Origin of the sequence: Thioalkalivibrio sp. ALM2T, from assembly GCF_000381505.1 — a bacterium.
GTDB lineage: Bacteria > Pseudomonadota > Gammaproteobacteria > Ectothiorhodospirales > Ectothiorhodospiraceae > Thioalkalivibrio > Thioalkalivibrio versutus.
The window spans coordinates 24,362-38,803 of the sequence record NZ_KB906569.1 but is presented as its reverse complement, the minus strand read 5'-3'; the positions used below and the strand labels follow the sequence as shown (position 1 = coordinate 38,803).

The following is a 14,442-nucleotide window of genomic DNA, read 5'->3' as shown; positions in this document are numbered from 1 at the left end:
TTGAATATCAGTTGAAACTGACCTTTTGTTGTTTGCGCTTGCGCAGCGTGTCGGGGTCGGCCGGGTGTATGGTATTTCCTATTATACGAACACCTGGGGTTTCTTGAGTTTGTTTGGCTCAGGGGTTATTTAGGCCAATCGGCCTTTAAATCCCAGGCGCTTTTCGGGGGGGGCGGCGCCGTCGACTCGGTTGCATGTATTTGAGTTGAGGTCGTGGATCTTGTTCTCTATGCGCTGGATGCGATCCTGAAGAATGCGATCGGCCCCCAGTTGAAAATTACCTTTCCGTGAGAGTTGTTTGAGTTTTCGGGAAAAGGTGTTTCCCTTGAGTTTCGCAAGGAGCCAGCCATGGGGAGACCGGTTGGCGTGAGACCAGATCGTCGGAAGCTTGTGAAAGTGGACTTCAGCCTGCATGCTCGCTGACCAGTCGTGCCACTTGCTCAGGAGCATTTGGCGGTTTGTAATCACGGGAAGCCACGGAACACGGAGTGCCTCGGCGGTGATCGCACCGTGCATGGCGGAGCAGATGAGCTTGCGGGACCGGCCGATCTGATCGATTACGCTTTCGCAAGGGGCTTCTGGATGAATGAAATGAACGCCGGCCTGCTCGCAAAGTTGGCGCATTCGTTTGGAGAAAAGGGCGTGATGCGGCATGAAGGCGCAGTCGATATCTTTTTTCCGGTTGAGGTCTTCCGTGCGGTGGAGGAGGATGCCGGGGTCAGAGATGGCGAGTTTCGGGTCCAGGTTCAGGGAGGCGGCGGTCAAGGGACCCCGTACGAAGTGGACCGTCCAGCGTGCGATGGCTTCTGCAGGGACCGTTCCATAACCGAGGCCGCTGCCGAAGATGTGGAGCGTGCCCGAGGTGGGCAGGCGTTCGTTGAGCAAGGTGCCAATGCCGACAAACACCTCGTCGGATCCTGGCTCAGTCTCCAGTGGCGTATTGATGAAACGTGGCCAGAGGTAGTCGTTAAGGGCGTCCCCAAAGTTGGGGTGTTTACGATAGCTGTAGAGATACATCTCTGGCTCCAGCACAATCCGGTGGAATGCTTCCCGGATGTTGGGTTTGTATGAAATGGCGGTGAGCGCCACGTGCTAGCCGCTTGATCCCCATGATGGAGTAGTCGCCTTGTCCGAGGGTCCTTTGAAGATCGCTGTGGTCATCCCGTATTTTCAGCGAGAGCGCGGTCTTTTGCGCCGTTGTGTCCAATCGGTGCTCGATTGGCGGGCTGGACTTTCGATATGCGTGATTGTGGTTGACGATGGTTCGCCCTTGCCGGCTGACGAAGAGATCGGGGACCTCCTGGATGATGGAGAGATCGTGATCGTCCGCAAGGAAAATGGTGGGCCTGGTGCGGCAAGAAACACCGGTCTGGAACATGTGCCTCGCGACATGCCGTTCGTGGCATTTCTCGATTCGGATGACCAGTGGATTGGGCCGTTTCTGGGAGATGCGGTTCGCGCGCTCGGCCGGGGCTTCGACCTGTTCATTGGCGATACGCAACGAACAGGCATTTCGAGAACGCGGTTCCAGTGGGCGGATTCTCCGGAAGACAATATCCATCCCGAGGACCATCCGCTGATCGATCCGGAGCACGAACTTTACGAGTTTTCGGGTGACTTTTTCGATCTCCTGGTACGTCGGAGCAGCATCATTAGTGCGAATGCCATGGCATATCGGCTGGATCGTTTTTCCAGGAACCGGTTTCCAGAGGGGCTGATGCAGGGCGAGGATCGTTTCTTCAAGCTGCAACTGGGGCAATCGCTGCGACGTGTAGCATTTTCGCCCCGTATTTATGCCGACGAAGGCGAAGGCGTTAATATCTTCGACAAGTCGGGCTGGAAGACGGAAGGCTACCTTCGTCTGACATCCAACTACATTTCGCTCTCCCGGATGGTCCTTGAAGAGATCCGCCTGGATGGGAAGCAGCGGGCATTTGTGCGGGGACAGCTGGCGGACTCGCGGCGTTCTTTCGTCGCGGCCGTCTTGCACCAGCTGAGGCACCGTAAACCCCTGGACGGGTCTTTGGTGAGGGCGACGCTGCGTCGAGACCCGCTGGGGGCTGTCCTGTTCTTGCCGAACATCCTGCGGCTGGCCCTCGGACGCCTTGGACAAAAGGGTGGACGGCCAACGGCGTAAGCGATGTTGGCTGGCTAGCATGGCGATCCCGTAGCGTCCCGTTTTCGATTGGGCCATTCGAGTGTCAGTTCGGACATGTAAGTGCCTTTCAGGATGCTTTCGGGGCTCTGGCAAAACCCCATGCCACCGGCAATGGCGGAGGGCAAGGGCGTCTCGTGCCAGTCGCCGGATGAGCAATCGCGCTGGGCTCCGTTCACGGCTTGTCTGAACCCGCGATTCACCCGTCGCGTGTCGGTGACAGCGTGTCCGCCCGGGTTCAGGAGGGTGAGTCCCTGTCGACCGCCGTATTCGAGGTTCAGCCGTTGCACGATGCAGGGCTTCTTCAGGGAAATGATCAGGGTGACAGTGCCGACGACGTCCCGGTATGACGCTCTCCGCAGGGCGGCGCGCCGGCCTAGCGCGCCATCCAGCAACCGCCAGTCGAGTGCTGCCAGGGTGCGCGCCGGGAGGCTTGTGTCGGCAAGGCGAAGCAAAGGGCGCGGGTGTCCCGAGAGTGTTACTTGCAAGCGTTCTTCCGAAGCCTCGTGTTCGCACTGTTCGAAGTCGGTGAGTCCGAACAGGCGGTCGTCGATCAGGAACACGGGCGTCCAGCCCGCCAGGGCGGGAGCGTCCAGCAGGGCGTTTACGGGTATTCGGCCAGGCGCCGGACACAGCACCTGCCCCTGCCAGGTGACGTGCAACGGCACGCCACCGGCGTAGCGCAGTTCCACGGCGTCGCGGCTAAAGCCCTGTGGAGGCTGCCCGTGCGTAGCGACCAGGGCAAAGGTGGCAGACGGTGTTCCAGCCCGGAGAAGCTCGGTCCCCGTGTGGGCTGGCTGTGCGGACCCGAACGCCCCGAGGCGGACGGCATGCTCGCGATCAGGGCGGTCCGCGCGACAACGCGCCCATGCGACTATGGCCGCGGCCCAGGCGTTGTAGACCGACAGATGCATGTAGGAGTCCCAGCCTGTACCCGAAATGGCGGTATCGGCGGGGTTCAGTGCCAGGAAGCCATCGGGTCGAATCTGGTCGGACCAGCGCCCAAGAAGGCCGCTCAGCACCCGTCCGGATGCGGTGTCCTGGTGTGCGTCAGTGGCGGCCCCGAGCAGTAGCAGGCTCGCTACCAGACAGGCATCTCCAAAGAGCGCATGGCTGCTCCGGCCGAGGCCGCCAGCATGACCGTGGCCGTCCCACACGTAGAGGCTCCATCGCAGCAGGCGCTCGATGGTGGGCCGCCATGCTTCCGGTTCGCCAAGCTCCGCGGCCATGACCGCCACGAACAACGCTTTGTGATGATAGGCCGCAGGTGTGGCGCCGCGTGCCGGTGTGCCGGGGCGGGCCGGGTAATCAACGAAGGCGCCAGAAGGGGTTGTCCAGCGGTCAAGGAGTCCGCGCAGGCGCGCATGCGCCCGGGGTTCGGCCTTGCCGTTGGCCTCCTGCAGTTCGCACAGCCGGGCCAGCAAGGTCCAATTGTTGGATGGATAACGGGGCGCCAACTTGCAGCCTTGAGCCAATACCCGGCTGTGCGCCACTTCGCTTGCCGGTGCCCCGGATCGCTCGAGGTGCTCCGCGAGCAGGTTCAGCAGGAAGCGGTTGAACGGGGCGTGCCCGGTCTGTTCCGCGGGCAGGGTCTCCCACGCTTCCAGGGGGTGCCGCCACAACCGCGAGTCGGGCCCATCCAGGATTGCAAGCGTGAGGGCGGCACCGGTTTGGCCGTAGTGATCTGCGGGTGTAGGGGCCTCATCGACTGGATCGTGCAAGCCACAGCCGGGCCGGATGTGTGTGCGTAATGCAGCGGCGAGCGTGTCGAGGCAAGGGTCCAGCCCGGTTACCACCGGGCCGGAGGAAGGGATGATCGGTATGGCCCCCATCAGGTCTGCATCCGCAATCGAGTCAGCCCCTGGACGATGACGGCCCCATCAGGGTGCCGGACATCACCGTGTCCTTGTCTGCGCGGACTGGTTCGGGGTCGGGGTCGGGATCGGGGCCGGAGGCGAGGCCTGGCTCTGTGGGCGGATCGGATGCCGGGGCCGTGGCCGCATGTGGGGCCTGTTCCAGTTCCCTGCGCATGATGACGGTCAGGGCGATAAAGGCATACAGCAGGTTGAAGTAGGCGACATCCAGGAAGATGCCGGATATCAGATAGCCCACGAGCCCAATCTGCAGGGCCCAGGCGTACTCCGACAGCCAGATCTCTCCGGTCCGTTGGCGCGCCGTGCGCCGGACCCGGTTGAGTGTGTGAAAGGTAAAGGCGATCAGCAGCAGGAATACGGCCAGGCCGCCGAACCCGTGTTGCCCGAGGATCCCGAAATAAACGCTGTGTGGGGATAGCACGTGGCGCCAGCCGCCCTCGAAATTGGCATACCCAATCCACCACTCATAGCCCAGCGCGGCGTTGCGGAAGCCCATGCCAGTGAGCGGTCGTTCCAGCGCCATGTTCCAGGCCACGCCCCAGGACTGGATGCGTTGCATGGCGGACGTGTCTTCCTCGTAGGTCTCGATGGTCTGCCAGCGCTCGACCAGTGGCTCCGGTGCAGTGACGCCGACGACCGCTATCAGGAAAAAGCCGACGCCGACTATCAGCCATTTCTTCTGCATGTGCCAGAAGAGCAGGGGCACGATCGCGAGCAGGCCGACAAACGCCCCGCGCGAGTGAGTGGCGAGGATTGCGATGGCGGTGAGCCAGAAGACGCCATAGAGGAACCAGCTGATGGGGCGCGAGAATCGACGGAGCAGGTCGAATCCGAGGTCGACCCACTGGTGATGGAACATGCGTGCGCTTGCCAGGATGAGTGGCAGCACCATGAGCATGGCCAGACCGATGTAGGTATTGCCGGAAAGGTAGGAGCCAACGGGCCCAAGGACCATGTGAGCCCCGCCCGTCTGGAGGGCGAAGATGCCGCCCTTGAATCCGTAGAAGGCGAGCGAGGCGGTGATCACGAGTAGCAGCCAGACAATGCGGCGCTCGCCGTAGATCAGCAGGGGGGTGATGAAGGTGATCAGCAGGATCTTCATGAAATGGATCCAGAAGTCCCAGGCGCCACTGGAATTCACCGCGAAGTGGCTGGTCATCGCGAAATACGCCGCCAGCACGAACAGCATCACCGTCTCGCGTGTGAACGGAAACGGTTTGCGGTCCTTTGCGAGGAACAGTGCGATTAGGGTCGCCCCACCGAAGTAGGTCGCCAGGGGCGCCCCGCGCATGAAGGTCCAGGTGTGCCACTGGGGCGCAAAGAGGCCGACCCAGAACCAGGCCAGGATTCCGATCCACGCGTAGCGCACGATCAGGGGCACGAGCACGACGACGATCAGGGCGAGCAGGTAATCACGCATGCAGTTCGAACCTCGCGCCGCTGTGGCCGGGACGGACGGAAAAGGGATGGCTCATGGCGCGTCTTTTCGGATGTTACACGCGGCGAGAGGCATTTAAGGCCGGGCCGACGAACGGACTACTAACGCTGCGGCCGGGTCGCGGCCAGCGGTGCAAAGTGCGTGGGGTATGATCGATCCGTCAGTCTCCGAGACCCCTTGGCGCCGAATGTCCTTTCTCCTGCACGATTCCGTATTGATGCAAGCCGAGCGCTCGGCGGCCGTGCCGGCCCTGCGCCATCGGGATGCCGTCGAGGACTATGCGACGCTGGCGGCCAGTATCGGGCGCGCCGCGGCGCGCCTTATGGGGTGCGGCCTGGAGCGTCAGGAACGGGTGGCGGTCTACCTCGACAAGCGGCCGGAGACGGTTCACGCCCTGTTCGGTGCGGCGCGCGCCGGCGGCGTCTTCGTTCCGGTCAACCCGCTACTCAAGGCGGAACAGCTGGCGCACATCCTGCGCGATTGCAACGTACGCATCCTGGTGACCTCCGCGGACCGCCTGGCGGCACTGCGTGCGGCACTCGCCGGGTGCCCCGACCTGCATACGGTGCTGGTGGTGGGCCAGGAGCCGAGCCAGGACTCGGGTCAGGACGCGGCCGATGCCGGGGTCGGGCATGTGCGAGTGGACGCCTGGGATGCCGCGCCGGACCGCGATGGATTGAGCGGGCACCGGGTGATCGATACCGACATGGCCGCGATCCTCTACACCTCCGGGAGTACCGGACGCCCCAAGGGGGTCGTGCTTTCGCACCGCAACATGGTCGCGGGCGCGCAGAGTGTGGCGATCTATCTGGACAACCGGCCGGAGGATCGCATCCTCGCGGTGCTCCCCTTCAGTTTTGACTATGGCCTGAGCCAGCTGACCACCGCCTTCCGGATCGGGGCCCAGGCCGTGTTGTTGAATTATCTCCTTCCGCGGGACGTGATCCGGGCGGTGGAGCGTTACGGCATTACCGGTCTGGCGGCGGTGCCCCCGCTGTGGATCCAGCTTGCACAGTTGGATTGGCCCGAGGCGGCACAGCAGTCGCTGCGCTATATCACCAATTCCGGCGGTGCCATGCCCCGGGAGACGCTGGCGGCCCTGCGCGAGCGCTTGCCCCAAACCGATTGCTATTTGATGTACGGACTGACCGAGGCGTTTCGTTCCACCTATCTTCCGCCGGCCGAACTGGACCAGCGTCCCGGCTCCATGGGCCGGGCGATCCCCAATGCGGAGATCCAGGTAGTCCGCGAGGACGGCAGCCCCTGCGCCGCCGGCGAGCCGGGCGAACTGGTTCACCGCGGCGCGCTAGTCGCCATGGGCTACTGGAATGACCCCGAGCGCACGGCGGAGCGGTTCCGCCCCGCGCCGGGCCAGCCATCCGGAGTGCCGTTGCCCGAGATGGCGGTGTGGTCCGGCGATACGGTGCGTATGGACGCCGAGGGTTTCCTGTATTTCGTCGGGCGCCGCGACGAGATGATCAAGACCTCGGGGTACCGTGTGAGCCCGAACGAGGTAGAGGAAGCGGTGTATGCGACCGGACTGGTGGCGGAGGCCGCGGCTCTGGGGGTGGAGCACCCGACTCTGGGGCAGGCGATTGTGCTGGTGGCCCTGCCGCAGGCCCCCGGATTGGGTGAGGACGACCTGACCGATGCCCTGCGCCCCCATTTGCCGGGCTTCATGCTCCCGGCGCACGTGGGCTTGCGCGCCGAACCGCTGCCGCGCAACGCCAACGGCAAGATCGATCGCAAGGCGCTGGCCGGCGAGTTCGGCGACCTGTTCCGGGAGGGCGTGCCGGCATGAACGATGGCCGCCCAGGTCACAGCCCGATGGACCAGTTCCGGGTGGTGGACGATTGCCTGCAGATCGGCGACCAGTCGCTTGTGGATTTGGCCGCACGCGTCGGGCAGACCCCGTTTTATGCCTATGCCCGGGACGCGATGACCCAGCGGGTCGCGCATCTGCGCCGAAGCCTGCCGGAGGGCCTCTCCCTGCATTACGCGATCAAGGCCAACCCGATGCCGGCCGTCGTGCAGCACATGGCCGGGCAGGTGGACGGGCTCGACGTGGCCTCCCAGCGGGAGATGCAGGTGGCGCTGGATACCGGGACCGCCCCGGAGGACATCAGCTTTGCCGGGCCGGGCAAGTCGGTGCCGGAGCTGGAGGCCGCCGTCGCGGCCGGGGTGACCCTCAACCTGGAATCCCCCACCGAGCTGGAGCGGGTCGGCGTGATTGCCGAGCGTACCGGCTATCAGCCCCGTGTCGCGGTCCGGGTGAACCCGGATTTCGAGTTGAAGAGCTCCGGCATGCGTATGAGCGGCGGCCCCAAGGCCTTCGGGATCGATGCCGAACGTGTGCCCGAACTATTGGTCCGCATTGGCGAACTCGGGCTGCATTTTCGGGGCTTTCATATCTTCTCCGGTTCGCAGAATCTGCGACCGGAGACGCTGGTCGAAGCGCAGGGGCATACATTCGATCTTGCCCTGCGTCTGGCCGAGTCCGCTCCCGGGCCGATCGAGATGCTGAACATCGGGGGTGGTTTCGGCATCCCCTACTTCCCCGGCGACAAACCGCTGGACCTCGAGCCGATCGCGGAGCATCTGGAAGGCCGCCTGCCGGCCGTACGGCATGCGCTTCCGGATGCGGAGATCATCCTCGAGCTGGGGCGCTACCTGGTGGGCGAGGCCGGCATTTACGTGGCCGAGGTCCTGGACCGCAAGGAGTCGCGCGGTCAGGTGTTCCTGGTCACCAATGGTGGGTTGCATCACCACCTTGCCGCTTCCGGCAACTTTGGGCAGGTGATCCGCAAGAACTATCCGGTGGTGGTGGGCAATCGGGTCCGTGGCACCGAGCGCGAGGTCGTCAACGTGGTGGGCCCGCTTTGCACGCCGCTGGATGTGCTGGCCCAGCAGATGGAGCTGGCGCGTGCCGACGTGGGCGACCTGATCGTGGTCTTTCAGTCAGGCGCCTACGGCTACACCGCGAGCCCCACGCGATTCCTGAGCCATCCGGAACCCGTGGAGATCCTGGTGTGACCGGCGCCGTTGCCGCGTCCCCTGAAACTGCGGCCTTGCCGTTGGCGCGGCAGACTGTGTATCTGCCTTTCCGCTTCGGGTATCGCACCCTGGCGGAGCCGGTGCGCACGATGCAGGTGCTGCAGCTCCCGTTTACCCGGATTCGTGCCGAGCATGCCGAAGAGATCCTGACGGCCGCGCCGGACGAGGACTGCCTGATCCGCTCCATGCCGGTGGAGGCGCCCCTGCCCCGTGTCTCGCGGTTTCGGGGGCGATTGCGCTTCGTGCCCCGGCAGTACCAGCGCCACTTCATCGATCTGACCACCGGGTGGGACGCCTATCAGGGACGGTTCAGCGCGAAGACCCGCGCGAGCATGCGCCGCAAGGTGCGCAAGCTGGCGGAGGCCTCCGGCGGCGCGGTCGACTGGCGCCAATACGACACGCCGGAGGGGATCCAGGAGTTTCATCAACTGGCCCGCGAGGTGTCCGCCCGGACCTATCAGGAGCGCTTGCTGGATGCCGGTCTGCCCGGGGGCAAGGCGTTCGTCGAGCAACTGGTGGAACGAGCCCGTGAGGGTCGGGTACGGGGCTATCTGCTGTTTCTGCAGGGGCAGCCCATTGCCTATTTGTACTGTCCGATCGACGACGGGATTCTGCGTTACGCGTTCCTCGGCTACCTGCAGGAGCACGCCGACTTGTCGCCCGGCACGGTCCTGCAGTGGTTGGTGCTGGAGGCGCTGTTCCACGAGGAGCGCTTTGCCCTGTTCGATTTCAGTCCGGGGGAGGGCGCGCACAAGTCGCTGTTCGGGAAGGACTCCCGCTATTGCGCCGACGTGTACCTGTTGCGCCCGTCCTGGCGTAACCGCGCCCTGGTGTACTCGTATCTTGCGGTCACGGACCTTTCGCGTCTGGCCAGTGATGCGCTGAGCCGCTTGCAGCTCAAGGGCCGGGCCAAGCGTCGTGCCCGGGCGGCCGCGGCAGGCTGAGGGGGCGATCGCTCGTGCGCCGACTGCGCCTGTCACCGATGACGTTCGAGGCATCCGCCCTGTGGCTGCTCAAGCGACTGACCGGTCTCCAGGTTCACTGGCTCTACGAACTGCGCGCGGACGCCACGGACGGCGGGAGTCCGCACGGGGGGCCACCGGAAGTGTGCTACCACCAGTTTCATGATGTGGCGGGGTTCGACGGTCTGCCCGAGGATCAGGCCCGGTCGATCGCGGGACACACCGGCCGCTCACCGCGGCGCCTGTTGCGCGAGGGCGGGCGCATCCATGCGATGGAGACGGGCGGACGGATCGTGTCGCAGCTGAATGTGCAGTTCGGCGCATTCGATGTCTCCACGCCGATTCCGTTGCGGTTCTCCCTGCCGGACGAGGCGTTCTTTGTCTCCTTCCTGTACACGCCCGAATCCGAGCGCGGCCGGGGGCACGCCCAGGCACTGGTGCGGCATGCCTGCGAGACGCTGTTTCGGGAAGGCTACGGGTGCGCGTACTGCCACGTTCGCTCCACCAACATTGCCTCTCGCCGGGCATTCCGGCGCGCAGGCTGGCGCCCGGCGGGGATTATTGTCGCGACCACGTCCGGACGCCTTGTCGCCACCCCCGGTACCCGCCGGCGGGGGTTCGGCGTCACGCGCCTCAAACCCGCCGCAGAACCCTTCGGATCCGGTCCTTGAATTTCAGGCGTGCGGCGAGTGCAGAGAGGGTGTCAGAGAGCCTGTTGAAGCTGCCCAGCGAGGTGTAGAGGAGGGTCCCCCGCACGTTTCGCGGGAACAGGTAGAACTTGCCTTCGCGGCGCGACTGGTTCGAGAGTTTGCGTTTCGCCGCGTTGTCTCCGTGCAGCATGTCGACGCGCTGGATGGTCGGTGACAGTGAACAGAGGTCCTGGATGGTCCGCGCTTGCAGCACAATGCCCGGATGCCATTCGGACCAGTCTGGGTCGTAGCCGATGTGGTGGCTGAAATAGGTGCCCTGAAAGACAAAGCCGACTCTCCAGGCAACCAGCTTCTGGTCCACAAACAAGCCGTAACATCGCGCGTAGCCGCGTTCGGCGGCGGCCTGCAGCATGCGCTCAATCCAGTGCCCTCGCTTTACCCCCAGTCCGAGCAGGCGGCTTTGGTAGGTGCGGGCCGATACGGGCTCGACGGTATCAAGAAACGCCGTGATCTCCTCCGGTCGGGAGAAGATATCCAGGCGTGTGCTGGGGCCGAAGTGTTCGCTGAATCGACGTTCACTGCGGCGGATGTCCTGGCGGGCCTTGCGTGGCAATGAGCCGAGATACGCATCGAAGGTGCCTGGCAGGTCCGCCAGGCGCCGCGTATCCGTCTCGCCGCTTTGCAGTACGTGGTAGTGACGGCGGAGCTCGGCCGATTGCAGCGCCTGCCAGAGCGGTTCGCCTTCGACCACGCCGATCAGGAACACCACGCCGCGCCGGTCCAGGTGGCCTTTCAGCTCGCCGAGGATGGCCACCAGGTCATCCTGTGACCAGTCGGGCAGGTTACCGGTGAGCACATGGCGGCGGATCTCGATGCGCCGCAGGGCCATGCCACCGAGGACGAAGCTGAGGGCGCCGTCGTGGACATAGATGGGTAACTGGCGGGAGTCCTGTTCGGCCAGCAGCACGCGGCCGTGGCCGGGGTGCCGCATGGCGAGCAGCCACTCCGGGTCATGCTCCATCATCGTGCCCGGCGCCGGGGGCGTGAAGGTCTCGCCCGGCGAGGCCTGGCGCAGGACCCAGTTCGCTGCGCTGGCGCTATCGTTCTGCTGGGTCGCGGCGGCGCTGGGGGAGCGGGCCATGCTCACACCCCGACCGAGGCGTGGTTGAGGCGGTTGACGAGGATGCGCCCCAGAGCCCGGTAGGCGGGGACATCGAGGGTGTCGTCATGCGGGGCCGCAGGCTCGTTACCGAGTGTGCTCATGCAGGCCGCCTCCAGACCGGGCTGTTCCGCGACGAATTTGCACAGTCGCTTCAGGCGGTGGCGATTGACGAGATCAAGGGTCGGCGACCGGGCGGCGTCGCCCCGGTGTTTCACGAACTCGAATGGGTGGGTGAGGACCACGACATCCGATATGCCCTGTTCGCGGGCCTTTTTCAGGACGGTCCGGGTCTCCGGCCAGGAGCATCCCGTGATCGTGAGGGTCTTGTAGTGGCGCTCGCCTCGCAGGCAAAAGTCGGTGTAGGTGGTGACCGGGAATTCGCGGATGCCGTCGATATCGTGATGCCCGGCGAACAAGTGCAGCTCGGGCTCGCGCGGGCGGTAGATCGCCAGGCCGATGTTCGAGGCGATCCCCATGCCGCAGCGGCGCATCGCCGCGTAGACGCCAAGCCCGACCTTGAGCCCGCCGGTACGCAGGACCGTGGGCGCGGGCAGGCCCCAGCGGGTGAAGGTGTCCTGGCCCATCCGGATCAGCCGAACCTGCTCGTCCTCGCTGCGGCGGGTGATGTCATCGTTCGGCGGATTCGTCTGCAGCTGTTGAGACCAGTTCGGCTGTTCGAAGTACGTCCAGCAGGGGTGCAGGTGGAGTTGCACGTCATGTCCCCGCGCGGCGATCTCGCGCGCGATGCCCCCCATGAGCTCGTCTCCGAAATAGCAGGTGTTCAGGGTCTCGACAAAGAAGGTGCCGCGAATGCCGTACTGCTCCAGGGTCTCCAGAAGATAGCCCAGACCTTCCGAGCGACCATGGCGCTCGCAGTAGACGGACGGCGGGCCGATCGGCCGCCGGCCCTGCGGGTCGGCAAAGGCCCCGCCGATGCTGAACTCGGTGTCGACCGTGATGTGGACACGGGTGGTCATGCGGCGCGGCGGTCCAGGGGCTCGGCGAGGTTGCGGCCCAGGCGGAGGCCCAAGCGCGGATGATGGAGCGGATCGTTGCTGATACTTTCGTCGGCCTTTTCCGTCAATACTGGGTTGGATCGATCGGGCCCCCAATGTGCCGGTTCCAGCTGAAGAGCATCAGTTTCGGACCGGCATCTGCGTGGAGCTTCAATATGGCGGCCGAAGTAGGTCGGGTAGACCGATATTCCCTTCGGGGATTTCCAGGATCCGCGAACGTTGCTGTAGCTCTGTCTTGTCACCTTTAGCCCTCCCTTCAGTGTTTCCCCGGGGCTGTGCGAAAGAGTTCTGTTTCGTCCGGCTGGCATCATGAATTCGACCCCGGTTGCAGGATTCCGGTCAGGTCGCGCCATCCCATGCTGGTTGCATACCCGGTATCGACCAGGCGCTGCACGGCCTCCCGGGCGGCGGATCCGTTCAGGTTGTAGTGCTCCATCTGGATCAGTCGGGGGCGAAATGCCTGCAGATCGATGCTCTTCAGGATTTCCAGATCGAATCCTTCAGTGTCGATGATGAGAAGACTGGCGTCGTGGAGGTCATGAGCTTCAATCAAGCGCTGCAAGGTGCAAACTTCGACGGTGATGGGGGCAATGGCCGAGCGATAGCCGTTGCGACGTTTGACTCGCTCGAGTTGCTGGCGGTCGAAGGCACTGTAAAGGTCGAGGGGTACGCCCTTTTCCTGTCGCTCGGCGAAGACGTACAGGGTCTTCTCTCCTGCTTCGGGGCCCACGGCGCAGTTGGCGAGGGCGATGCCGTCCGTATCGTCGTACAGCGCCTTGAGACGTTCGAATGGGCCCGGATTCGGTTCCACCATGAGCCCGCTCAGATGATGCACGATGATGTGTTTGCGCAGATTGTCATCCCGCACGCCATCGTTGCTTCCGATCTGGATGAAGCGGGCGGTTGAGCCTTGCGACTGTTGTTCCTTGATGGCGCATTCGATGAGGTCGGGTGCATGGCGCGCCGCGAGGTGGAAGGCCTCGAAGCGTTGCATGCTTTCGTACGTCACCAGGTCGAGGCCCAAGCGGTTGAGCACGGAACGTACAGTGTTTTTCACGTGGCCTCTCACGTTCCGGTTCCCATGAAGTGCAAATCCATACGGCGCCCCTCCGTTTCCGTCTCGTGAGGCCTGTGCTCCAGAGTGATGGGGATCGTTGGGGTCATGCGGCGCGGCGTTCCAGGGGTTCGGCGAGATTGCGGGCCAGGCGCAGGCCGAAGCGCAGGGGCGTGCGGTCCCAGGGGGTAAAGCGCGGGAGCTGGAACGGATCGGAAGCCGCGCGGGCGGCGCCGGCGGCGGTGGAGACGGCGGCGTCGAAGCCGCACTCGCGCGCGATCTGCGCGTGCTCGGCGGCGTAGTCGCGGTCCGGGCGGCCGTTGGGGTAGGCGAACAGGCGCAGCGGGCGGTCCAGCAGCGTCTCCAGATCGGCCTTGCCGCGCTGGATCTCGGCACGCGCGGTGGTGGCGTCCACCTCGGTGAGGATCGGGTGGGTGGCCGTGTGCCCGCCGATCCCCATGCCCGCTGCCGCCAGTTCGCGGACCTGGGCGCTCGTCATCATTAGGTCGTCTGGAAGCTCCAGCCCGAAGCGCCGGGCAATGGCCTCGGTGCCGGCCGTGCGTTGCTCCGCGGGCTGGTACTTGAAGCGGCCGATCAGTTCGCGGATTAACTCCAGCCGGTCGGCGACCGTGTCCAGCTGCCGCTGTCCCAGACCCTCCGGCGTCAGATCGATGGGGCCCGCTGGCAGGCGGCGTACGGTCTCGATCAGGGTATCGTTGAACATGCGCCCGCCATCCAGGTAGCCGGTAGCGATGAAGAACGTGGCCGGCACGCCCGCCTCGCGCAGGATCGGCAGGGCGACCTCGGCGTTGTCGGCGTAGCCGTCGTCGAAAGTCACGCTGACCGCGCGGGCGGGCAGGGTACCGGCCCGCAGGCGGTCCACGGCCTCGTCCAGCGGTAAGGGGTTCATGGAGCGGGCCAGCAGGCGCATCTGCCAGCGAAACGCATCGGCGTGCGGATCGCCGGGCAACAGCGGGTCGGGTGCGGGCAGGACGCGGTGATAGATCAGGATGGACAGCCGCGCGCGGGAGCCGCCGGGCGACATCATGGACAGCAGCGAGCGCAGCAGCATGCGGG

The 14,442-nt window shown here is 64.8% G+C and carries 12 protein-coding genes; 5 read left to right on the top strand and 7 right to left on the bottom strand.

The window, feature by feature from the left end; translation table 11 throughout:
- Window positions 1-129: 129 nt before the first annotated feature.
- On the bottom strand, window positions 130-1,017 hold the full coding sequence (locus tag F816_RS0112325) for a hypothetical protein (protein ID WP_019594980.1): 888 nt from the start codon (window positions 1,015-1,017) through the stop codon (window positions 130-132).
- Window positions 1,018-1,126: 109 nt separating this feature from the next.
- Between F816_RS0112325 and F816_RS0112320 the strand changes: the two genes are divergently transcribed.
- Window positions 1,127-2,137 (top strand): glycosyltransferase family 2 protein, encoded by a 1,011-nt coding sequence (locus F816_RS0112320; protein ID WP_019594979.1) that lies wholly within the window; start codon window positions 1,127-1,129, stop codon window positions 2,135-2,137.
- A 14-nt stretch (window positions 2,138-2,151) separates the two neighbouring features.
- Here F816_RS0112320 and F816_RS0112315 read toward each other — a convergent pair whose 3' ends face one another.
- Both F816_RS0112315 and F816_RS0112310 read right to left on the bottom strand, forming a co-directional pair.
- Window positions 2,152-3,987, bottom strand: a complete 1,836-nt coding sequence (locus F816_RS0112315) for a hypothetical protein (RefSeq protein WP_019594978.1) — start codon at window positions 3,985-3,987, stop codon at window positions 2,152-2,154.
- A 22-nt stretch (window positions 3,988-4,009) separates the two neighbouring features.
- Window positions 4,010-5,449 (bottom strand): putative O-glycosylation ligase, exosortase A system-associated, encoded by a 1,440-nt coding sequence (locus F816_RS0112310; RefSeq protein ID WP_019594977.1) that lies wholly within the window; start codon window positions 5,447-5,449, stop codon window positions 4,010-4,012.
- 205 nt (window positions 5,450-5,654) lie between these two features.
- Between F816_RS0112310 and F816_RS0112305 the strand changes: the two genes are divergently transcribed.
- Genes F816_RS0112305 through F816_RS0112290 form a run of 4 tightly spaced genes read left to right on the top strand, consistent with a single transcriptional unit; the run spans window position 5,655 to window position 10,154 of the window.
- On the top strand, window positions 5,655-7,268 hold the full coding sequence (locus F816_RS0112305; protein ID WP_019594976.1) for an acyl-CoA ligase (AMP-forming), exosortase A system-associated: 1,614 nt from the start codon (window positions 5,655-5,657) through the stop codon (window positions 7,266-7,268).
- Complete coding sequence (locus F816_RS0112300) at window positions 7,265-8,500, top strand: pyridoxal-dependent decarboxylase, exosortase A system-associated (protein ID WP_026333262.1); 1,236 nt, start codon at window positions 7,265-7,267, stop codon at window positions 8,498-8,500. Before F816_RS0112305 ends, F816_RS0112300 begins: the two co-directional genes overlap by 4 nt.
- Window positions 8,497-9,465, top strand: a complete 969-nt coding sequence (locus F816_RS0112295; RefSeq protein WP_026333261.1) for a GNAT family N-acetyltransferase — start codon at window positions 8,497-8,499, stop codon at window positions 9,463-9,465. Before F816_RS0112300 ends, F816_RS0112295 begins: the two co-directional genes overlap by 4 nt.
- Before the next feature lie 38 nt (window positions 9,466-9,503).
- Window positions 9,504-10,154 carry a GNAT family N-acetyltransferase gene (locus F816_RS0112290; protein ID WP_019594973.1) on the top strand — a complete coding sequence of 217 codons (651 nt, stop codon included), beginning with the start codon at window positions 9,504-9,506 and terminating at the stop codon, window positions 10,152-10,154.
- On the opposite strand, the gene F816_RS0112285 is transcribed toward F816_RS0112290, so the two are convergent.
- From F816_RS0112285 to F816_RS0112260, 4 genes are all read right to left on the bottom strand, one after another.
- Window positions 10,117-11,274, bottom strand: a complete 1,158-nt coding sequence (locus tag F816_RS0112285; protein ID WP_019594972.1) for a GNAT family N-acetyltransferase — start codon at window positions 11,272-11,274, stop codon at window positions 10,117-10,119. The genes F816_RS0112290 and F816_RS0112285 overlap by 38 nt on opposite strands.
- 2 nt (window positions 11,275-11,276) lie before the next feature.
- Window positions 11,277-12,272 (bottom strand): polysaccharide deacetylase family protein, encoded by a 996-nt coding sequence (locus F816_RS0112280; RefSeq protein WP_019594971.1) that lies wholly within the window; start codon window positions 12,270-12,272, stop codon window positions 11,277-11,279.
- A 346-nt stretch (window positions 12,273-12,618) separates the two neighbouring features.
- On the bottom strand, window positions 12,619-13,368 hold the full coding sequence (locus F816_RS0112270) for an FkbM family methyltransferase (protein ID WP_231363402.1): 750 nt from the start codon (window positions 13,366-13,368) through the stop codon (window positions 12,619-12,621).
- A gap of 103 nt (window positions 13,369-13,471) precedes the next feature.
- Window positions 13,472-14,437 carry a polysaccharide deacetylase family protein gene (locus tag F816_RS0112260; protein ID WP_026333260.1) on the bottom strand — a complete coding sequence of 322 codons (966 nt, stop codon included), beginning with the start codon at window positions 14,435-14,437 and terminating at the stop codon, window positions 13,472-13,474.
- Window positions 14,438-14,442 lie beyond the last annotated feature (5 nt).

Excerpts from the sequence above, each read along its gene's own strand:
- F816_RS0112325 (WP_019594980.1), bottom strand. The coding sequence starts at position 1,017 with ATGTATCTCTACAGCTATCGTAAACACCCCAACTTTGGGGACGCCCTT.
- F816_RS0112315 (WP_019594978.1), bottom strand. The coding sequence starts at position 3,987 with ATGGGGGCCATACCGATCATCCCTTCCTCCGGCCCGGTGGTAACCGGG.
- F816_RS0112310 (WP_019594977.1), bottom strand. The coding sequence starts at position 5,449 with ATGCGTGATTACCTGCTCGCCCTGATCGTCGTCGTGCTCGTGCCCCTG.
- F816_RS0112305 (WP_019594976.1), top strand. The coding sequence starts at position 5,655 with ATGTCCTTTCTCCTGCACGATTCCGTATTGATGCAAGCCGAGCGCTCG.
- F816_RS0112300 (WP_026333262.1), top strand. The coding sequence starts at position 7,265 with ATGAACGATGGCCGCCCAGGTCACAGCCCGATGGACCAGTTCCGGGTG.
- F816_RS0112290 (WP_019594973.1), top strand. The coding sequence starts at position 9,504 with ATGACGTTCGAGGCATCCGCCCTGTGGCTGCTCAAGCGACTGACCGGT.
- F816_RS0112285 (WP_019594972.1), bottom strand. The coding sequence starts at position 11,274 with ATGGCCCGCTCCCCCAGCGCCGCCGCGACCCAGCAGAACGATAGCGCC.
- F816_RS0112280 (WP_019594971.1), bottom strand. The coding sequence starts at position 12,272 with ATGACCACCCGTGTCCACATCACGGTCGACACCGAGTTCAGCATCGGC.
- F816_RS0112260 (WP_026333260.1), bottom strand. The coding sequence starts at position 14,437 with ATGCTGCTGCGCTCGCTGCTGTCCATGATGTCGCCCGGCGGCTCCCGC.